This window comes from Pantoea piersonii, from assembly GCF_003612015.1.
Classification (GTDB): Bacteria; Pseudomonadota; Gammaproteobacteria; order Enterobacterales; family Enterobacteriaceae; genus Pantoea; species Pantoea piersonii.
In genome coordinates this window covers 207,935-227,292 of sequence record NZ_RARB01000003.1, presented here as the reverse complement: position 1 = coordinate 227,292, position 19,358 = coordinate 207,935, and the positions used below count along the sequence as shown (strand labels likewise).

Below are 19,358 nucleotides of genomic sequence, written 5' to 3'. Positions count from 1 at the left end.
ATTTATGCTTCTGGCGGCGTATAGCCTTCGATGTGGACCTCTTTGCCTTCAAACAGGAAATTGACCATCTCCTTTTCCAGCACCTTGCGGTCTTCCGGATTCATCATGTTGAGCTTTTTCTCGTTGATCAACATGGTTTGTTTGGCCATCCACTTCTGCCAGGCTTCTTTCGAGATCTCATTGTAGATGCGCTTACCCAGTTCGCCCGGATAGAGCTGAAAATCCTGCCCTTCAGCGTCGCGCTGTAGAAACGTACAAAAAATCGTGCGGCTCATTACTATTCCTCTTCAATCTCATGCCGGGGCAGGGCCAGCTGTTGCGGATGACGCAGCTCGTGCAAAAGCCGCTCAACCGGCGCCGCCAGCCCCACTGACGGCGGCTGGGCTAAGTTATACCAGAGACCGCCGGGTTCATCCATCGCCGCCCCGACAGATGACCACGATAGCCACATTGGCACGATATCCAGATGAAAGTGGCTAAAGGTATGACGAAAAGCGGTTAACTGCCGCGGCTTTGACTCAATGCCGCGCGCCTGCAGCCAGTCGTGTAGTGCCTCTTCGGTGGTGAACTGCGGGAAGCAGAACAGACCGCCCCACAAACCAACCGGCGGACGCTGCTCCAGCCAGACGTTGTCGCCATCCTGCAGCAGCAAAAACCAGCCGCTGCGCTCCGGCAATATCTGTTTCGGCTTTTTGCCGGGATAGTTCGCCTGACTGTTGCTGGCGTAAGCGATGCAGCCGTTGTTAAGCGGACAGATGTCGCATTTGGGTTTTGAACGGGTGCAGACCAGCGCGCCGAGATCCATCATCGCCTGATTAAACTGGCTGACGCCCTCCGCCGGCGTCACGGTCTCGCTAATTTCCCATAGCCGCTTCTCGACATCTTTTTTGCCCGGCCAGCCGCCGACCGCGTAACAGCGGGCCAGCACGCGCTTCACGTTGCCGTCGAGGATCGGGAAGTGCTGCCCGAGCGACAGCGAGAGCACCGCGCCTGCGGTGGAACGCCCAACGCCGGGCAGCGCCGCGACATCGTCGAAATTGCGCGGAAACTCGCCCTGATGTTGGTCGACAATGTGCTTCGCCGCCTTATGCAGATTGCGCGCGCGGGCGTAATAGCCCAGCCCGGTCCAGAGGTGCAGCACCTCGTCGAGCGGCGCGGCGGCCAGATCGGCGACGGTGGGAAAGCGCGCCATAAAGCGTTCGAAATAGGGGATAACGGTGGTGACCTGGGTCTGCTGCAGCATGACTTCAGAAAGCCATACCTTATAGGGCGTTTTCTCCTGCTGCCACGGCAGGGTCTTGCGGCCAAAGCGCTGATACCAGTCCAGCACCTGTTGCGCGAACTGCGGCGCTTGCATCATAAGAAGGAAATTTTCCGTGATTACTCTACACTCAGGCAGGCATTCCAGCACAGGCGCAGCCCCGGTGTAAACCTGAAGATTGCAAGGGCTTGCTTCTGCTAATTAACTTTGCATAATGCGCCTTTCCCCAAACAGGCTACTCAGCAGGCTACAACATGATTAATGACGTCATCACTCCGGAATTTGATGAGAACGGGCGGCCGCTGCGCCGTATTCGCAGTTTTGTGCGCCGCCAGGGGCGTCTGACGAAAGGACAGCAGCTGGCGCTCGACCAATACTGGCCGGAGATGGGCGTAGAGTTTCAACCTGAGCCGCTGGATCTGACGCAACTGTTTGGCCGCGACGCGCCAGTGGTGCTGGAGATCGGCTTTGGCATGGGCGCTTCGCTGGTAACCATGGCACAGAATAACCCGCAGCAGAACTTCCTCGGCATTGAAGTGCACGCGCCGGGCGTGGGCGCCTGTCTCGCCTCCGCGAAAGAGGCGAACGTGGAGAACCTGCGCGTAATGTGTCACGACGCGGTAGAGGTGCTGGAGAAGATGATCCCGGATAACTCGCTGCGCATGGTGCAGCTTTTCTTCCCCGATCCCTGGCATAAAGCGCGCCACAACAAGCGTCGCATCGTGCAGGTGCCTTTCGCCGAGCTGGTAATGCGTAAGCTGAAGCTGGGCGGGGTATTCCATATGGCGACCGACTGGGAAGCCTACGCCGAACATATGCTGGACGTGATGAGCAGTATCGACGGGTATAAAAACCAGTCGGAAACACAGAATTATGTGCCGCGTCCGGAGACGCGTCCACTGACTAAATTTGAGCAGCGCGGGCAGCGACTGGGCCACGGCGTTTGGGACTTAATGTTTGAGAGGATTAAATAATGGCCACACAACGCAGCCGTCGTTTACGTAAAAAATTGCATATCGACGAGTTTCAGGAGCTGGGCTTCTCGGTCGCCTGGCGCTTCGCCGAGGGAACCACAGAGCAGCAGATTGATAAAACCGTCGACGACTTCATTAACGAAGTGATTGCGCCGAACGGGCTGGCCTATGACGGCAGCGGCTACCTGGTGTGGGAAGGATTGATTTGCCTGCAGCGCACCGGCAAATGCACCGACGAGCATCGTGAGCTGGTGCGCAAGTGGCTGGAAGATCGCCAGCTGAGCGACATCCAGGTGACCGAACTTTTCGACGTCTGGTGGGACTAAGATCCGTATCGGCCTGGCTTACTTGCCGCCGCCGGCCGACCTGTAATTACCGCGCCTGGTTCACATGTTAGGGAGAGATTATGGTTCGTAAAACGCTTATCGCCGCGCTGCTGCTGGCAGCGACGCAGGCACAGGCTGCCTGGGAGTGCAGCGTAAAACCGCAGGATGATGTCGTGATCAAGCCGCAGAGCGTGCAGGTCGTCGGCGCGAACGGCAACCTGGAGATCTCCCCGCAGGGCGATGTGCAGTTTAACGGTCAGAAGATTGCGGTGAACAACGCGCAGCGCCAGCAGGCGATCGACTATCAGAATGCGCTGCGTCGCGATCTGCCGTGGATCGATACCGGTGCGACGACGCGTCTGGAGAAGGGCCGGGTGGCGCTGGATAAGGTCATTGTCGAGAAGCTCGGATCTGACAGCAATGTGCGCAACCGTCTCACCACCCTGAATGGCCAGCTGAAGCAGCAGATGAACCGCATTATCGAGCACCGCGACGACGGCCTGACCTTCCATCATCAGGCGATCGACCAGGTGCGCGCCGATGGCGAACGTCTGGTGCAGAGCACCATGGGCGGCGTGTTGCAGGACAGTCTGAACGAAATGGGCACAAAGCAGGCGAGCGGCAGCAATCCGCTGCAGGCGATTATGGGCAACCTGGGCGGTCTGCAGCAGTCGATTCAGGCGGAGTGGAGCAATCAGGAGCAGGATTTCAAAAATTTCGGCCACGAAGTATGTAACCGCGTAATCAGCCTGGAAGATCAGCGCAAGAAGCTGGTGAGCAGCGTTAAATCCTGAGCCGGTTACGTTAAGCGTTCTCCTGTCGGGGAAGTGACAGCACTGATAATGACCCCGACAGGCGGCCTGGCGAGGCTGGTGTTATCGACTTACGCCCTGACTCGGCTGGCTTAGTGCAGAGCGTCGGCACGTCTGGTGATTACAGACGCGCCCCTGGACGTTACTCGTTGCCCCACTGATTAAGAAATTCAGCGATCTCGTCAATGCGCAGCGCATTGATACCCGCTTCACTGGCCATCTCTTTCTGCGCCTCTTCGCTGATCTCCTCGTTATTCATTAAGCGAGTAATCAGCAGCTGGAAATAGCGCGCCAGAGCATCACGCTCCGACTCGCTTACCGGCGTTTCGGTTTCCGTCGCGTACTCATCCGCAACATCATAATATTTAAGTGGGATTTCATCGTTCATCATAGTCTCCAGGGTTAAAACCTGTATCACGTGCGGAGTGCAAAAGTTATCGGCCGTCTGGATGCGTCAGACCTTGAGCATTTTTACCGTGGCATCCACATCGATCTCATCTTCCGTGAAGATTAACGTCGTGCCCTGAAAGGTGGTAATCGCCAGCTTTTTCATTGAGCGCATCTCATCGGGCTTAGCGGCTGTTTTCGGCCTGATATTGTTCAACAGCGTGCCCACAGAAAGCACGGTATTTTCTTTATCTATCCGCGTATCGACAGGTACTTCTTCGCTGTAGACCAGGTATGACTTGATCGACGTGAGCTTGATGCGTTCGCCAGCAATATAGATGTACTTGCTCTCCGGGACGACTTTGACCGCGTAAGCTGACAGGCCTTTGTTGTTGGTGGTTGGTTCGAAAGTCACTGCCGCATTTTTCTTGATCAGCTCAGGGTTGGCGACCTTGATCACATGAAAATAGCGGTTGTCGCCGTTCTCATCTTTGATAAACCCAAAACCCTTGTCCTGAAACCAGGTTGTGATCGTTCCGTTCATCGCCGTTACCGCCTGTTTAATCGTTAATCTGCTCAGTTTTTTACAGCGCGCAGTGTAAAGCACAATGGCCCTACAGAACAGGGTAAGTGTGGATGATAAATTCAGGAGATGCGAGGAGGGAGATGAAGGGTGAAAAGGGCATTAAAATCAAAAACCCGCACAGGGCGGGTTAATTTTATTATCAGCAGAATTTAACTGCTCAGGCTGTTGCCTTCATCGCTATTGTAAGCGCCGCCGATAATTAGCGCAGCTTACAGCGGCGTGACGTTTCCAGCTGCTGGGCCTTTCGCACCATTTTCAATGGTGAAAGAAACCTGCTGGCCTTCGTCGAGGGTTTTATAGCTGTCACTCTGGATAGCAGAGAAATGTACGAATACATCTTTGCTGCCGTCGCTCGGAGTGATAAAGCCAAAACCTTTATCAGAGTTAAACCATTTTACTAAACCAGTCATTTTGTTAGACATAGATACTTCCTTAATTGATGAGCCACTAAGAGCGGCGAAAATGGCCTGTAATTAGAGAGTGACTTATGGGGCACTTAGGAGGAGGCTCACGAAGAAGGGTATCTTTGGATAACACTTGAACTGAGGACTGCTTTACTAAAACTGCTTTCAATAAGGTCTGTATTCCAAACCGATGGCGCTATTAAGACACAGGGGATTTTATATAGCAACTTTTATATAATTTATTTTAACCGTTTAAACGCTCAGATGGCTATATGGAGGTCAGGATCAGCAACGCTTTAATTCAGGGCGATATCAGGCCTCATTTTCCAGGCTGGCAGAAATCGGTACCGACCCGTTTAATGTGGTATCTCTTCCCGCGTCGCGATTAATTTTGCTGAATAAAAGCAATTAGCGTTCGCTTAGCCGCAACGACCTCTTCGAACATCCCGACTGTGACCGCGCCTGAAAAGGGGAGTATCAATTTCTCCTGCGCCCCCTTTTACTCAAGGTCAACGACGCGAAGCCCTGACCAGCAGCGCTCCTCTGAGCGGGTAACCAGCACAGAGGGATCTTCACTGATACCGCTTATCAACGAAATAACCTGGTCCATCAGATTTTTTATTCCGTCTGAACCCACGTAGACAAACTCGTTAGAGGGCAGGGCGTAGGTAAAGCCTCTGTCGCAAACAACGCTTCGCGAAAACCCATTTTCGAGCATCGTAAAGTGAAGTTCGATGCGCATTTTTTCGGTCTGCTCTTTCAGCTCGACCCGGACTGTATAGCTGGCCATAGGCATGCCTGAAAAACTGAAATTTAAGATTACTTAAATTATAGCGCCTGCCACGAGAGGAAAGGCGATTTAAGATATGTCCCATCCCTGATGCCGACGCACGCATTTTCACCATTTTACGCCTCTTCGCTGGCCGTGCCGGCTTCCATTCGCTTACGGCCGGGCGTACGGCGGCTGGTCTGCTGTCCACGGCCCTCGGGCCAGCTTCTACCCGAGATTGTAGCCAGTTCACAACTCTGGCTTTAGCCGGTCATCCGCGCTCTTTTCGCGTGATAGTCTTCGCCTATGCCTCGCTCCGCTACAAAGTATATGAAACGCAGATTACCTTTTCAGGTGAAGCTCTTTCTCTCGCTGGTGCTCTTTTCCTGCCTGCTGCTGGCTTTGCTGGGTGCTATCCTGTTTCATTTTATTGACCGGCAGCTGCACCATGATTTGGGGCAGCGCGCGCGCGTTCAGGCGAGCCAGATTGCGCTGATGCCCGGCCTGGCAGAGACGGTCGAGAACCGTGATATCGCAGGGATCGCCCGTTTGATTCAGCCTCTGCGCCGTCAGAGCGACGCCAGCTACATCGTGATCGGCGATGTGCATGAGCAGCATCTCTACCATTCAGAATCGCCAGAGCGCCTGAATTTGCCGCTGATTGGCGGCGATAATGCAGAGGTGCTGCAGGGGAAAACCATTATTTCAGTACGCAAAGGGGGAATCGGCGTTTCATTGCGCAGTAAAGCCCCGATCTTTAACGCCCGGCATCAGGTTATCGGCATCGTTTCGGTCGGTTATCTCACCTCCTGGATCGCCAACATTAATGTCAGACTGCTGTGGCAAGCGAGCCTGTATGGGCTGGCCCTGCTTCTGCTGCTGTTTATTTTTTCATGGGTCTTTAGCCGCAACCTCAAGAAGCAGATGTTCTGGCTGGAGCCAAAAGATATCGCGCTGCTGGTGCTGCAGCAAAAAGCGCTGCTTGAGGCGATGTATGAAGGCGTGTTTGCCGTTAACGCCGAGATGCAGCTGATTTTAATCAATCGCGCCGCCAGAGAGCTGCTGGATATCGATCGGAGCGAGCGAGAGCTGCTGGGCAAACCGCTCCATGAGGTGCTGCAGGTCCATCCCGCCTTTCTGAGCCAGCGCGCCGAAGCGGAGAACGGCCGCCATCACGATCAGATAACCGTACTGAACCAGCGCCAGGTTATCGTCAACCGGGTGGCTATCGATCTCGAACCCGGTGAGCCAGGCGGCTGGGTCTGCAGCTTCCGCGATAAAAACGATATCAATACCCTGAGCAGCCAGCTGAGTCAGGTGAAGCGCTATGCGGATAATTTGCGCATCATGCGCCATGAGCAGCTTAACTGGACCGCCACGCTGGTGGGCCTGCTGCAGATGCAGCGTTACGACGATGCGATGCGCTATATCCAGGCGCAGTCTGCCGGGGCGCAGCAGGTGCTCGATTTTGTCTCGGCGCGCTTCACTTCGCCAGCGCTGTGCGGGCTGCTGCTGGGGAAATATGTCAGCGCGCGGGAAAAAGGCGTTGAGCTGAAATTCGACCCTGCCTGCCAGCTGACCCGCATCCCCGCGGCGATGAGCGAAACGGCGCTGATGTCGGTGGTGGGGAATGTGCTGGATAATGCCGTAGACGCGACGCTTAACGTGGAGAGGCCAGCGCCGCCGGTCGAACTCTATATCTCCGATCGCAACCATGAAGTGCTGATTGAAGTCGCCGATCAAGGCTGCGGCGTGGATGAGCAGCTAAAACCGCATCTTTTTAAGCAGGGCGTAAGCAGCAAGCCCTCAAGCGGCGATGACCTGATGGGCTCGGAACACGGTATCGGCCTCTATCTGGCGGCAGGTTACGTTCATCAGGCGGGCGGCAGCATCGAAATCGCCAACAACTCGCCGCAGGGCACCATCTTCTCGATTTTTATTCCCTTCCAGCCCGCCGCTTCGACAGGAGTTTCCCATGAATAACGCGAAGGCACTCAATGTCGTGATTGTGGAGGATGAGCCGCATCTGGCCGATTTACATCGCGAGTTTATCGAGCAGCATTTTCATCTGCGCGTGGTGGGCATTGCGGCCACGCTGGAGCAGGCGCGCCAGCTGATCGAGCAGCATCAGCCGCGGCTGGTGCTGCTCGACAACTATTTGCCTGACGGCCAGGGCGTAACGCTGATCGACGATCCGCTGTTGAAACGCTTTGAATGCTCGGTGATTTTCATCACTGCCGCCAGCGATATGCAAACCTGTAGCCATGCGATGCGCAGCGGCGCGCTCGACTACCTGCTTAAACCGGTCTTTTTTCACCGCCTGCGCGCCTCGCTGGAGCGCTTTATGCTGCTGGTGCACTCAATGAGTCAAATGAAAAATGTTGATCAGCATGCGCTGGATAAGCTGTTTAATCTGCCCTCCAGCGAGGGGCCGGCGGCTCCTTCGACGAAAGGTATTGAGTCGCTGACTCTGACGCGGGTGAAAGATTTTTTTAGCGATGCACCTGACAGCAGCTGGTCGGTAGAGCAGGTGGTGGAGAGCGTGGGGATCAGCAAAACCACCGGTCGCCGTTACCTGGAATATTGCGTGGAGATCGGCTTTATCGGCGTTGAGATGCAGTATGGCAATATCGGCCATCCGCGGCGGCTCTATCGTAAAATTACCGCCACAAAATAGTGTGATCGCGCGCAAGCCGTGCGTGACGCTGACGTGGTTTTAATGGTGTTAATTGCCGAAAAAACGCCAATAATCACACTTCGCGAAGATAACGAACCGTCACCTCTTGCCTGCCTGAATCGATCGTTTATGTTGAGCCTTAGTTCCCTGAGTGTAACTAAAAGGTTAAATATAATGACGAAAAATTATTCTCTCTCTCTGGTTGCCGCTACCGTATTCTTCTCCTGCTCAGCCTTCTCCGCGCCGCCGCAGGGCTATCCGGCGGACTATCAAAGCGTTATCGATGCCGCGACCAAAGAAGGCAAGGTCGTGATCTACTCCACCACCGACACGAAAGCTGCCGGGCCGCTGATCAAGGGTTTCGAAGCGGCCTATCCCGGCATTAAAGTTGAATACAACGATATGAACAGCACCGAGCTGTACAACCGTTTTATCAGCGAGCAAGCCTCCGGCGGCACCAGCGGCGATGTGGTCTGGAGCTCCTCAATGGACACCGGCCTGAAGCTGGCGACCGACTACGCGCAAGAGTACCAGTCGCCTGAACTGGCGCAGCTGCCGAAGTGGGCCGTGTGGAAAAACAAGGCTTACGGCACCACCTATGAGCCGGTAGTGTTTATCTATAACAAACGGTTGATCCCCGCTGGCGACGTGCCCGATTCGCACGCCGCGCTGGCGAAGTTAATCGCCAGCCAGACCGATAAATTCAAAAGCAAAGTCACCACCTACGATATTGAAAAATCGGGTCTGGGCTTCATGCTGTCAGTGCAGGATTCCAAAACGGATCCGCACTACTTCCAGACTCTGGCAGATGTGGCGAAGGGCGGCTTAGCGGTGCAGTCCTCAACCGGCACCATGATGGAAAGGGTCTCTTCGGGCGAAAACCTGATCGGTTTCAACATCCTTGGCTCCTACGCTGAAGCGCGCGCCAAAACCGATCCTTCGCTGGGTATCGCCTGGCCGAAGGATTACACGCTGGTGCTGTCGCGCGTCTCGTTTATTAGCCAGCAAGCGCAAAACAGCCATGCGGCAAAGCTGTGGCTGGATTACGTGCTCTCTGAGAAAGGGCAAAGCATCCTGGCCAGTCAGGCCGATATTCCTTCCCTGCGTAATGATATCGAAGGCAAAAACGACATTGATGGCCTGACCAAAATGTTAGGCAGCGCGCTGAAGCCTATCCCGGTTGACGAAAGCCTGCTGGAGTACCTGCAACCGAAAAAACGTCTGGATTATATCAAGCAGTGGCGCGCAGCCGCCGGTAAATAACGGCTGTACGGAAGCGCGGCCCGCTGCGTCGCGCTTCTCTTTCTCAGGATTTCGCCATTCAGGGTCTCAATATGAATGCATTGCGCAGAAAGTGGCAAAGCCTGCCGCGCGGCGTCGTGGTGCTGTTAACCGCGCTGGTTATCTACGTTCCGCTCTCTTTTATCGTCATACAGAGCTTTTTATCCGCACCGTTCTTTGCACCGTCAAAAGAGTGGAGCCTGGAGTCGTTTGAATTTATTTTTACCGACCCCGATTTCTACAAGGCGCTGAGAAGCGGCTTTATTCTGGCCTTTGGGCTGGTGATCATCGCCATTCCGCTGGGCGGCATTCTCGCCTTCCTGATGGTGCGTACCGATTTGCCGGGAAGACGTTTTATTGAGCCGCTGATCCTCGTGCCGATTTTCGTCTCGCCGATGGTGCTGGGGTTCGGCTATGTGGTGGCGGCCGGGCCGGTCGGCTTCTTCTCGCTGTGGGCGCAGTCCCTGCTGGGCTTTGTGCCCTGGAATATCTACGACATGTCGAGCATCGTGGTGATTGCGGGTCTGACACACGTTCCCCATGCCTATCTCTATATCTCCTCAGCCCTGCGCAGCGTGGGATCGGATGTGGAAGAGGCCGCGCGCATCGCCGGCGCATCGCCGTTGCAGGTTATGACGGCGGTGAGCTTGCCGATGGTACGGCCCTCAATTCTCTATGCCATCGTGCTGCTGTTCTTCCTCGGGCTGGAGGTGTTTGGCCTGATGCTGGTGCTGGGCGACCCTGAAGGCAACATGGTGCTGGCGACCTATCTCTACCAGCTGACCAATAAACTCGGCACGCCTTCCTATCATCTGATGGCGGCGGTCGCGGTGGTGCTGATCTGTATTACTGTTCCGCTGGTAATGCTGCAACGCCGTCTGATGCGCACCGCCAACCGCTTCGTGACCCTGAAGGGCAAAGCGTCGCAGGCGCGCGCCTTGCCGCTGGGGAAATGGCGCTGGGTAGCGGGCGCGGTGGTGGCGTTCTGGCTGACCGTGACCATCGGCGTGCCGCTGCTGGGCGTGGTGTTGCGCGCCTTTATCTCCAACTGGGGCGTCGGCGTCTCGCTGTGGGACGAGCTGTCGATCAAAACTTTCCAGACCATCTGGGCGCAGCCGAACCTGCTGCGCGCCATCGTCAACTCAATGGCGATTGGCGTTATCGGTGGCGCTTTAGCGGTGGGATGTTACCTGTTTATCGGCATCGCCATGCACCGTAAACCTGACAACACCACGCGCTTCCTTGACTACAGCGTGCTGGTACCGCGTGCGGTGCCGGGGCTGCTGGCGGGCCTGGCGTTTCTCTGGGTCTTTTTGTTTCTGCCGCTGTGGCTGGATAACTCGCTTAAGTCGGGCTGGCTGTCCGATTTCGCCTGGTCGCAATGGCTGCGCGATAACCTGATCGTCTGGCTGCGTTCGCTGCGCAGCACCATCTTCAGCGTCTGGCTGGCGTACACCGTGGTGTGGATGGCCTATGGCCTGCGGTTGATCTCCTCAACGCTGCTGCAGGTAGGGCCGGAGCTGGAGGAGGCGGCGCGCAGCACCGGCGCTACGCGCGGGCAGATTACGCGCCACGTCACTATTCCGCTATCCCGCTACGGCCTGATTGGCTCCTGGCTGCTGATGTTCCTGATTTTCGAACGCGAATACTCCACCGGCGTCTATCTGCTCTCGCCCGGTACGGAAACCATCGGCTCGATGCTGGTTTCCCTGTGGGCGGCGGGCGCCATCGATATCGTTGCTGCGCTCTCCTTTATTAACATCCTGCTGGTGGTGGTAGGCCTGGGTATTGCCCTGCGATTTGGAGTTAAATTACATGATTGAATTATCGGTTGAGAATCTGCATTTAACCTACGGCGACAACCCGGTTCTGAAAGGGGTCTCCATGAACTTACAGCGCGGCGAGGTGGTTTCGCTGCTTGGCCCCTCCGGCAGCGGCAAAACCACGCTGCTCCGCGCCGTCGCCGGGCTGGAAAAACCGACGCAGGGCAATATCACCATCGGCAAAAAACAGGTGTATGCCGGTACGCCGCGCAGCGAAATCCCGGCGGAAGAGCGCAACCTGGGGCTGGTGTTTCAGTCATACGCGCTGTGGCCGCATAAAACGGTGTTTGAGAATGTGGCCTACCCGTTAAAGCTGCGCAAAGTGGCTTCCGCGGAGATCAACCAGCGGGTGCAGGACGTCTTGACCCAGCTGGGGCTGGGCCACCTCGGCAAACGCCATCCGCATCAGCTTTCCGGCGGGCAGCAGCAGCGCGTAGCGATTGGCCGCGCGCTGGTCTACAACCCGCCCGTTATCCTGCTGGATGAGCCGCTGTCGAACCTGGACGCCAAACTGCGCGAAGAGGCGCGCGTCTTTCTGCGTGAGCTGATTATCAAGCTGGGCCTCTCCGCGCTGATGGTGACGCACGATCAAAATGAGGCGATGGCGATTTCCGATCGCATCCTGCTGCTTAATAACGGCAAGATTGAGCAGCAGGGGACGCCGCAGGAGATGTACGGATCGCCCAGGACGCTGTTTACCGCGGAGTTTATGGGCAGCAATAACCGGCTGCACGGTAAAATCACCGAGCTGCGCGACGGCAAAGCGCGTATCGAGGGCAAAGGCTGGGCGCTGTGGGGCATTGCAGGCGAAGGGGTGCAAAACGGTCAGGAGGCCACGGCGGTGATCCGGGTGGAGCGCGTAAGGCTGGTAGAGGGGGCGGGTGAAAATCAGCTGGAACTGCCGCTGCTGACCAGCATGTATCTTGGCGACCGCTGGGAGTATCTGTTCCGCACCGCAGGCGATGACTTTGTTATCCGCGCCTATGGCAATGAGGTGCGCGACCCTCAGCATTGCCGGCTGGCGTTACCCGAAAACCATCTGTGGATCTTCCCGAAATCATAACGTCAGGGGCGGCTTTCGCCGCCCCGGTTGCCTGCGCTTACTCCTCCGCCAGAAAAAGCTCCAGCAGCGAGTTTAAAAACAGTTTGCCTTTATCCGTTATCTGCCAGTGCGTCGCGCTTTCCGCTACGTAACCAGCCGCGATCGCCGCATCCATCTGCGGTCGGATCCTGCTCTCGCTCAGGCCGGTGTAGCGGGTAAACTCCTCGCGCGGCGCCGCTTCCAGCAGGCGAAAGCGGTTCATAAAGTATTCGAACGGCTTCTCGTCGTCGGCGACTTCATACTGCTTCTCCTGATAGCGGCCCTGCATAAAGCCGCGCGGATGACGCGTCTTCACGGTACGCACGATGCGCCCGTCCGGCTGGGTCAGCTTGCCGTGCGCGCCGCAGCCGATGCCGAGGTAGTCGCCGAAGCGCCAGTAGTTAAGGTTATGCTCGCAGCGGTAGCCCGGCTTCGCATAGGCGGAGGTCTCATACTGCTGATAACCCGCGGCGGTGAGCAGACGATCCCCTTGCTCGAAGATATCCCACAGCGCGTCGTCGTCCGGCAGCACCGGCGGCCGCGAGCCAAACAGCGTATTCGGCTCGATGGTCAGCTGATACCAGGAGAGGTGCGGCGGATTAAGCGCAATCGCCTGCTCCAGGTCGCTCAGCGCCTCCTCCAGCGACTGATCGGGCAGGCCATGCATCAGGTCGAGGTTGAAGCTGCGCAGATGCAGCCCCTCAGCCAGCTGCGCGGCACGTTTCGCCTCTTCCGGGCCGTGGATGCGCCCCAGCCGCTCCAGCTTCTGCGGGCTGAAGCTCTGCACGCCGATAGAGATACGGTTAATCCCGGCACGCTGGTAGGCGCTGAAGCGGTCCGCCTCTACGGTGCCAGGGTTGGCCTCCATGGTAATCTCCGCATCCGCCGCCAGCGGCAGACGCGCACGCACGCCGTCCATCAGCATCTGCATCGCCTCGCTGCTGAGCAGGCTTGGCGTACCGCCGCCGATAAAGATTGTGCGCACTTCGCGCCCCTGGGTCAGCGGCAGGTCATTTTCCAGATCGCGCAGCAGGTGCTGCACATACTCAACGTGCGGCACCTCGCCTTTGAGCGCATGGGAGTTAAAGTCGCAGTAGGGACACTTCTGCACGCACCACGGAATGTGGATATAGAGGCTTAACGGCGGTAAATCAGGCATTGCGCATCGCTTCCAGCAGCAGCGTCAATGCTTTGCCCCGATGAGAAACCGCGCCTTTTTCCGTTTTGCTTAGCTCGGCGGCGGTTTTGCCCAGTTCGGGCACGTAGAAAATTGGATCGTAGCCGAAGCCGCCTTCACCCGCCGCTGAGCGAGTGATTTCGCCCGCCCAGCTGCCGTGGAACACCAGCGGCGTCGGGTCTTCCGCGTGACGCAGATAGACCAGCACGCAGTGGAACTGCGCCTGGCGTGCGCCGTCCGGCACTGTATCCATTGCCTGCAGCAGCTTCTCGAGGTTCTCCCGATCGCTGGCCGCTTCTCCAGCGTAGCGCGCCGAATAGATGCCAGGCGCGCCGCCCAGCGCATCCACCGCCAGGCCGGAGTCGTCGGCGATGGCGGGCAGGCCGGTAATCTGCGCGGCGTGACGCGCTTTCAGAATGGCGTTTTCGATAAAGGTCAGGCCGGTCTCTTCCGCCGACTCCACGCCCAGATCGGTTTGCGCCACAATATCCAGGCCAAAGGCGGAGAGCAGATCCGCCAGTTCACGTACCTTGCCGGGATTACCGGTGGCGAGCACAACTTTTTGCATAGCAGTTCCAGTCATATTTACAGCAGAAACCAGAGGCCTGGAAACAGGTCCATACCGAGGAAGTTCAGCGCATAGAGCACCAGGATCACAATCATCGCGGAAAAGTCGATGCCGCCCATCGCAGGCAGCATGCGGCGAATCGGCGCCATCAGCGGCTCAGTCAGCTGGATCAACACATAGTCCAGCGGGCCGCGTCCCTGACTGATCCAGCTCATCAGCGAGCGAACGATAATCACCCAGAACACCAGGTAGCCGGCGGATTTCACCAGCGACAGCAGGCCGACCAGCAGGTTGGCCGGATCGACCGAGAAAGCGCCGACCTGGATCAGCAGCAAAATCGGGTATTTCAGCGTCGTCAGCACAAACGCCAGCAACAGCGAGGCGGTATCCACCGGGCCGATAGCTGGAATAACGCGGCGCAGCGGCTTGATAATCGGCTGGGTGATCTTGACGACGAACTGCGACAGCGGGTTGTAAAAATCGCAACGCGACCACTGCATCCAGATGCGCAGCAGCAGCACCATTACATACAGGTCGATCAGCGTTTTGACTAAAAACGTCAGTGTTAACATGAGGTTCCTCAATTATTGTTGTGGGTTGCGCGCATAGTCCCGCGCGCCGAAAATCGCGGTGCCGATACGCACCATGGTGCTGCCAGCTTCAATCGCCGCTTCCATGTCGTCGCTCATTCCCAGAGAAAGCGTATCGACGTCGGGATAGTGCTGCTTCAGCTGGCGAAAAGCGTCAGCCATCTGCTGGCACACCGCCAGCTGACGCGAATAGTCGCTTTCCGGCGCCGGAATCGCCATCAGGCCGCGCAGGCGCAGCTGCGGCAGCGTGGCGACCTGCTGCGCCAGCTCAGGCAAATCCTCCAGCATGATGCCAGATTTGCTGTTTTCGTCACTGATATTTACCTGAATCAACACATTCAGCGGCGGCAGCGAGGCGGGACGCTGGTCGCTCAGACGCTGGGCGATCTTCAGGCGGTCCACCGTATGGCACCAGGCAAAATGCTCCGCCACCAGGCGGCTTTTATTCGACTGCAGCGGGCCGATGAAGTGCCACTCCACCTGAGGATGTGCGGCCAGCGCTGCAATCTTTTCAACCCCTTCCTGCACGTAATTTTCGCCGAAGGCGATCTGTCCGGCGGCGATAGCTTCTTCGACCGCGCTCGCAGGTTTGGTTTTGCTCACGGCAAGCAGCGTAACTTCTTCTGGATCGCGCCCGCATTGCGTCGCGGCAGCGCGGATACGCTGACGCAGTTGCTGTAGGTTGTGCTGGATTGAGGTCATCGTCAGGAGGCTATCTATGGAGTTGGAGGAAATGGTGGCGCTTAGTGTAAAACATAATGCCGCCGATCTGCACCTGTGCAGCGGACATTCCCCGCGCTGGCGGCGCCACGGCAGACTGGAACGCATTCCCGATCTCGCGCCGCTGACGGCCGACTGGCTGGAGCGCTTCGCCGGGCGATATCTGGAGCCGCGGCAGCGTGATGAGCTGGCGGCGCAGGGACAAACCGACTTCGCGCTCTCCCTTGCCGCCGGTCAGCGGGTGCGCGGCAATCTGTTTGTCCAGCGGCAGGGGCTGTCGCTGGCGCTGCGTACGCTGGCGACCCATTGTCCGACGCTGGAAAGCCTGCGCCTGCCGCCTGCGGTGCCGCGCTGGCTGGAAATGGATAACGGCTTGATTTTAGTAACCGGCGCGACCGGCAGCGGAAAATCGACCACGCTCGCCGCAATGGTTGACGTCATCAATCGCCAGCAGGCAAAGCACATTATTACGCTGGAGGATCCCATCGAGTTTGTCCACCAGAGCCAGCGCTCGCTGATCCAGCAGCGCGAGATTGGCGCGCACTGCGCTTCGTTCAGCCTTGGGCTGCGCGGCGCGCTGCGTGAAGACCCCGACGTTATTCTGCTGGGCGAGCTGCGCGACAGCGACACCATCCGCCAGGCGCTTACCGCCGCCGAAACCGGCCATCTGGTGCTCGCCACGCTGCATACGCGCGGCGCGGCGCAGGCGGTCGATCGCCTGGTGGATCTCTTTCCTGCGGAGGAGAAAAATCTGGTGCGCACGCAGCTGGCGGGCAGCCTGAAAGCGGTGATGGCGCAGAAGCTGGTGCCGTCGCGCGACGGCGAACGCATCGGATTGTTTGAGGTGCTGATCGCCACGCCCGCCATTGCCAGCCTGATCCGCGACGGCAAACTGCATCAAATCGGCGCGCTGCTGCAAACCGGCGCGCAGGCCGGTATGCAGACCTTTGAGCAGAGCCTGCTGGCGCGCCAGCGGGAAGGGCTGATTGCGGCCGAGACGGGCGAGGGCGGGTGGTCCGCCTGAGCTGTCGCCTCAGTGAGTTTCGAACCAGTCCTGCAGAATAATCGCCGCCGACTGCGAATCCACCGAGCCTTTATTCAGCGCGCGATAGCCGCCGCGCTCAAACAGACCGGCGCGCGCCTCTACGGTGCTGAGGCGCTCATCCTGCAGCTCGACGCGAACGCCGAAGCGGCCATGCAGGCGACTGGCGAACTTACGCGCGCGCGCGGTGAGCGGCTGTTCAGTGCCGTCCATATTCAGCGGCAGGCCGACCACAACGAAATCGGGCTGCCACTCTTTCAGCAGGCGCTCTATCTGCAGCCAGTCCGGGGTGCCGTCCTGCGCTTTCAGGGCGGCAAGCGGGCGCGCGCTGCCGGTAAGCTGCTGGCCGACCGCCACGCCGATGCTTTTCGTGCCGAAGTCGAAGCCCAGCAGGGTTTGCGTCGTCATCAGGCGTGTCCCGCATCGCTGGCGATGCTGTGGATATCGATGCCTATGCTGCGCGCCGCTTCGCGCCAGCGATCGGCAATCGGCGTCTGGAACAGAATATTGCTGTTGGCAGGCGTGGTAAGCCAGGCGTTCTCCATCAGCTCGTTTTCCAGCTGATCTTTCTCCCAGGCGCAGTAGCCCAGCGCCACCAGCACATGCTCCGGCTGTGAAGCGGTGCCGAGCGACTCCAGCACATCGCGTGAGGTGGTGATCACCGTGTTGTCGGAGATGCGGATGCTGGACGAGAAGGTGCGCTGCGCGGAGTGAAGAATAAAGCCGCGATCCTCAGCCAGCGGGCCGCCGCTGAAAACCGGTTTGTCCAGACGAACCGCAGGATCGCGCTCGCCGGAGGTAATTTTCAGCTTCTTTAAAATGCCTTCGACCGTCAGGTTTTCCATCGGCTTGTTGATAATCAAACCCATCGCCCCCTCTTCATTGTGCTCGCAGATATAGACTACGGAGCGTTTGAAAAAGGGATCCTGCAGGGAAGGCATGGCAATCAAAAAATGATGCTGTAAATTCATTCTCACTCGATATACCAAAAATAGCCGGCGCGGGTATGCGCCGGTTTGGGTTGATCACGGAGCCTGGCTCCAGGGTCATGCTCAGCCCAGACGCTTCTCGATAGCATCCATCAACATACCGGTAATGGAGATCGGGAATGCGGCTTCGATTTCACGCACGCAGGTCGGGCTGGTGACGTTCACTTCAGTGAGTTTATCACCAATGATATCCAGGCCGACAAAAATCAGTCCTTTTGCTTTGAGCGTCGGGCCGACGCGGCGGGCAATTTCCCAGTCGCTCTCGCTCAGCGGACGCGCTTCGCCACGCCCACCTGCCGCCAGGTTGCCGCGTGTTTCGCCGCCCTGCGGGATACGCGCCAGGCAGTAAGGCACCGGCTCGCCGTCTACCACCAGCACGCGCTTGTCGCCTTCCTTGATGGCTGGCAGATAGTTCTGCGCCATACAGAAGAACTGGCCGTGGTTGGTCAGCGTCTCGGTGATAACACCGAAGTTCGGGTCATCCTGCTTAACGCGGAAAATCGACGCGCCGCCCATGCCGTCCAGCGGCTTCATAATAATGTCGCCATGCTCCTGCCAGAAGGCGCGCAGTTTCTCTTTGCTGCGCGTCACCAGCGTATCCGGCGTAAATTCCGAGAACCAGGCGGTGTAGAGCTTCTCGTTACAGTCGCGCAGGCTCTGCGGCTTGTTGACGATCAGCGTGCCTTGCTCTTCGGCGCGCTCCAGAATATAGGTCGCGTAGATAAACTCGGTGTCGAACGGCGGATCCTTACGCATCAGGATCACGTTGAGGTCGGCCAGCTTGATCTCCTGCTCGCTGCCGAACTCATACCATTTATCATAGTTCTGTTCGACGCTCAGCAGGCGAGTGCGGGCATAAGAAACGCCGCCGCGCAGAGAGAGATCGGCCATCTCCATGTAGTGAATTTCATAACCGCGGCGCTGTGCTTCCAGCAACATGGCGAAGCTGGTGTCTTTTTTAATGTTAATGGACGAGATCGGGTCCATAACGATGCCAAGTTTAATCATTATTCTCTCCTCAGAGAGGCGGCTTCTTCCGCCCCGTTCTGTGCGGTCAGCGCAGGCTGACCAGTCAGGACGCCAGTAAGTGCTGTGCGCGTCTTAATATAAACCCTGATTATTCCCTAGCCGAGATCGCCAAACCTCACCTGGAGTGCCGTAATCGCGGTAAGCGCGGTCGTTTCCGTGCGCAAAACGCGCGGGCCGAGCAAAATATCGGTAAAACCGTACTCGCCGGTCATGGCGATCTCCTCGGCGCTCAGGCCGCCTTCCGGACCAATCAGCAGGCGAACCCGCTCAACCGGCTGCGGCAGCGTATTGATGCTGTGCTGCGCGCGCGGATGCAGATTCAGCTTCAGGCCGTCGTCGGCTTCTGCGCACCAGGCCTCCAGCGTCATCGCCGGGCGAATTTCCGGCACGCGATTGCGGCCGCACTGTTCGCAGGCGGCGATGGCGATCTTTTGCCACTGCTGAAGTTTTTTCGCCAGCCGTTCGGCATCAAGCCTGACGCCGCAGCGTTCGGAAAAGAGAGGCGTAATTACGCTCACGCCCAGTTCAATCGATTTCTGGATAGTGAACTCCATCTTTTCGCCGCGCGACATCACCTGGCCGAGGTGCAGAAACAGGGGCGATTCACGATCGTCGGGCTGGCCTTCAAGGACAGTTACTTTTACACGCTTTTTATCAACAAGAGTGATCTCTGCCGCAAAAGTCAGATTAGTGCCATCAAAGAGCTCCAGACGCTGGCCGGTGGTCATGCGCAGAACGCGGCCAACGTGATTTGAGGCGTCTTCGTCCAGCGTAATTTCACTGCCGCTGGTTAAAGGTTCGGAATGATAAATGCGAGGTATGCGCATACAGGCCCTGAAAGCTGAGCGCCGCGCACCCGGCG

General features: G+C 57.7%; 23 protein-coding genes. 9 read left to right on the top strand and 14 right to left on the bottom strand.

Annotated features, from left to right (window positions below):
• Window positions 1-2 precede the first annotated feature (2 nt).
• Window positions 3-275 carry an oxidative damage protection protein gene (locus D7S44_RS10510; RefSeq protein WP_033792153.1) on the bottom strand — a complete coding sequence of 91 codons (273 nt, stop codon included), beginning with the start codon at window positions 273-275 and terminating at the stop codon, window positions 3-5.
• 2 nt (window positions 276-277) lie between these two features.
• Window positions 278-1,360 carry an A/G-specific adenine glycosylase gene (gene mutY / locus D7S44_RS10505; protein WP_120454612.1) on the bottom strand — a complete coding sequence of 361 codons (1,083 nt, stop codon included), beginning with the start codon at window positions 1,358-1,360 and terminating at the stop codon, window positions 278-280.
• Window positions 1,361-1,515: 155 nt separating this feature from the next.
• Between mutY and trmB the strand changes: the two genes are divergently transcribed.
• The 3 genes from trmB to D7S44_RS10490 all read left to right on the top strand — a co-directional run bounded on the left by trmB (window position 1,516) and on the right by D7S44_RS10490 (window position 3,355).
• Window positions 1,516-2,235 carry a tRNA (guanosine(46)-N7)-methyltransferase TrmB gene (gene trmB / locus D7S44_RS10500; protein WP_120454610.1) on the top strand — a complete coding sequence of 240 codons (720 nt, stop codon included), beginning with the start codon at window positions 1,516-1,518 and terminating at the stop codon, window positions 2,233-2,235.
• Window positions 2,235-2,561 carry a YggL family protein gene (locus D7S44_RS10495; RefSeq protein WP_120454608.1) on the top strand — a complete coding sequence of 109 codons (327 nt, stop codon included), beginning with the start codon at window positions 2,235-2,237 and terminating at the stop codon, window positions 2,559-2,561. The genes trmB and D7S44_RS10495 overlap by 1 nt, the downstream gene beginning before the upstream one ends.
• 80 nt (window positions 2,562-2,641) lie before the next feature.
• The gene (locus tag D7S44_RS10490; protein WP_120454606.1) at window positions 2,642-3,355 is read left to right on the top strand and encodes a YggN family protein; all 714 of its coding nucleotides are present in this window, start codon (window positions 2,642-2,644) and stop codon (window positions 3,353-3,355) included.
• A gap of 160 nt (window positions 3,356-3,515) precedes the next feature.
• On the opposite strand, the gene D7S44_RS10485 is transcribed toward D7S44_RS10490, so the two are convergent.
• The 4 genes from D7S44_RS10485 to D7S44_RS10470 form a co-directional block, all read right to left on the bottom strand.
• Complete coding sequence (locus tag D7S44_RS10485; protein ID WP_120454604.1) at window positions 3,516-3,761, bottom strand: DUF2543 family protein; 246 nt, start codon at window positions 3,759-3,761, stop codon at window positions 3,516-3,518.
• Window positions 3,762-3,827: 66 nt separating this feature from the next.
• On the bottom strand, window positions 3,828-4,304 hold the full coding sequence (locus D7S44_RS10480) for a cold-shock protein (RefSeq protein ID WP_120454602.1): 477 nt from the start codon (window positions 4,302-4,304) through the stop codon (window positions 3,828-3,830).
• 251 nt (window positions 4,305-4,555) lie between these two features.
• The gene (cspE, locus tag D7S44_RS10475) at window positions 4,556-4,768 is read right to left on the bottom strand and encodes a transcription antiterminator/RNA stability regulator CspE (RefSeq protein ID WP_120454600.1); all 213 of its coding nucleotides are present in this window, start codon (window positions 4,766-4,768) and stop codon (window positions 4,556-4,558) included.
• A gap of 481 nt (window positions 4,769-5,249) precedes the next feature.
• Window positions 5,250-5,540 carry a hypothetical protein gene (locus tag D7S44_RS10470; protein ID WP_120454598.1) on the bottom strand — a complete coding sequence of 97 codons (291 nt, stop codon included), beginning with the start codon at window positions 5,538-5,540 and terminating at the stop codon, window positions 5,250-5,252.
• A gap of 309 nt (window positions 5,541-5,849) precedes the next feature.
• Between D7S44_RS10470 and D7S44_RS10465 the strand changes: the two genes are divergently transcribed.
• From D7S44_RS10465 to D7S44_RS10445, 5 genes are all read left to right on the top strand, one after another.
• Complete coding sequence (locus D7S44_RS10465; protein ID WP_120454596.1) at window positions 5,850-7,502, top strand: ATP-binding protein; 1,653 nt, start codon at window positions 5,850-5,852, stop codon at window positions 7,500-7,502.
• Window positions 7,495-8,196: a response regulator gene (locus tag D7S44_RS10460; protein ID WP_120454594.1), complete on the top strand. Its 702-nt coding sequence runs from the start codon at window positions 7,495-7,497 to the stop codon at window positions 8,194-8,196. Before D7S44_RS10465 ends, D7S44_RS10460 begins: the two co-directional genes overlap by 8 nt.
• 174 nt (window positions 8,197-8,370) lie before the next feature.
• Window positions 8,371-9,459 carry an ABC transporter substrate-binding protein gene (locus D7S44_RS10455; RefSeq protein WP_120454592.1) on the top strand — a complete coding sequence of 363 codons (1,089 nt, stop codon included), beginning with the start codon at window positions 8,371-8,373 and terminating at the stop codon, window positions 9,457-9,459.
• Between the two features lie 71 nt (window positions 9,460-9,530).
• The gene (locus D7S44_RS10450) at window positions 9,531-11,300 is read left to right on the top strand and encodes an ABC transporter permease (RefSeq protein ID WP_120454590.1); all 1,770 of its coding nucleotides are present in this window, start codon (window positions 9,531-9,533) and stop codon (window positions 11,298-11,300) included.
• Window positions 11,293-12,363 carry an ABC transporter ATP-binding protein gene (locus D7S44_RS10445; protein ID WP_120454588.1) on the top strand — a complete coding sequence of 357 codons (1,071 nt, stop codon included), beginning with the start codon at window positions 11,293-11,295 and terminating at the stop codon, window positions 12,361-12,363. Before D7S44_RS10450 ends, D7S44_RS10445 begins: the two co-directional genes overlap by 8 nt.
• 37 nt (window positions 12,364-12,400) lie before the next feature.
• Here D7S44_RS10445 and hemW read toward each other — a convergent pair whose 3' ends face one another.
• Genes hemW through D7S44_RS10425 form a run of 4 tightly spaced genes read right to left on the bottom strand, consistent with a single transcriptional unit; the run spans window position 12,401 to window position 15,418 of the window.
• Window positions 12,401-13,540, bottom strand: coding sequence for a radical SAM family heme chaperone HemW (gene hemW / locus D7S44_RS10440; RefSeq protein WP_120454586.1), 1,140 nt, complete (start codon window positions 13,538-13,540; stop codon window positions 12,401-12,403).
• On the bottom strand, window positions 13,533-14,126 hold the full coding sequence (locus tag D7S44_RS10435) for an XTP/dITP diphosphatase (RefSeq protein WP_120454584.1): 594 nt from the start codon (window positions 14,124-14,126) through the stop codon (window positions 13,533-13,535). Before D7S44_RS10435 ends, hemW begins: the two co-directional genes overlap by 8 nt.
• Window positions 14,127-14,143: 17 nt before the next feature.
• Window positions 14,144-14,698: a YggT family protein gene (locus D7S44_RS10430; RefSeq protein WP_120454582.1), complete on the bottom strand. Its 555-nt coding sequence runs from the start codon at window positions 14,696-14,698 to the stop codon at window positions 14,144-14,146.
• A gap of 12 nt (window positions 14,699-14,710) precedes the next feature.
• A complete protein-coding gene (locus tag D7S44_RS10425) occupies window positions 14,711-15,418 on the bottom strand; it encodes a YggS family pyridoxal phosphate-dependent enzyme (RefSeq protein ID WP_120454579.1) in 708 nt (235 codons plus the stop codon).
• A 16-nt stretch (window positions 15,419-15,434) separates the two neighbouring features.
• Between D7S44_RS10425 and D7S44_RS10420 the strand changes: the two genes are divergently transcribed.
• Window positions 15,435-16,460: a type IV pilus twitching motility protein PilT gene (locus D7S44_RS10420; RefSeq protein ID WP_120454577.1), complete on the top strand. Its 1,026-nt coding sequence runs from the start codon at window positions 15,435-15,437 to the stop codon at window positions 16,458-16,460.
• A 9-nt stretch (window positions 16,461-16,469) separates the two neighbouring features.
• On the opposite strand, the gene ruvX is transcribed toward D7S44_RS10420, so the two are convergent.
• The 4 genes from ruvX to rsmE all read right to left on the bottom strand — a co-directional run bounded on the left by ruvX (window position 16,470) and on the right by rsmE (window position 19,323).
• Window positions 16,470-16,886 (bottom strand): Holliday junction resolvase RuvX, encoded by a 417-nt coding sequence (ruvX, locus tag D7S44_RS10415; protein ID WP_081140873.1) that lies wholly within the window; start codon window positions 16,884-16,886, stop codon window positions 16,470-16,472.
• On the bottom strand, window positions 16,886-17,449 hold the full coding sequence (locus D7S44_RS10410; protein WP_120454575.1) for a YqgE/AlgH family protein: 564 nt from the start codon (window positions 17,447-17,449) through the stop codon (window positions 16,886-16,888). Before D7S44_RS10410 ends, ruvX begins: the two co-directional genes overlap by 1 nt.
• An 81-nt stretch (window positions 17,450-17,530) precedes the next feature.
• Window positions 17,531-18,475, bottom strand: a complete 945-nt coding sequence (gshB, locus tag D7S44_RS10405; protein ID WP_120454573.1) for a glutathione synthase — start codon at window positions 18,473-18,475, stop codon at window positions 17,531-17,533.
• 116 nt (window positions 18,476-18,591) lie between these two features.
• Window positions 18,592-19,323 (bottom strand): 16S rRNA (uracil(1498)-N(3))-methyltransferase, encoded by a 732-nt coding sequence (rsmE, locus tag D7S44_RS10400; RefSeq protein WP_120454571.1) that lies wholly within the window; start codon window positions 19,321-19,323, stop codon window positions 18,592-18,594.
• Between the last annotated feature and the right edge of the window lie 35 nt (window positions 19,324-19,358).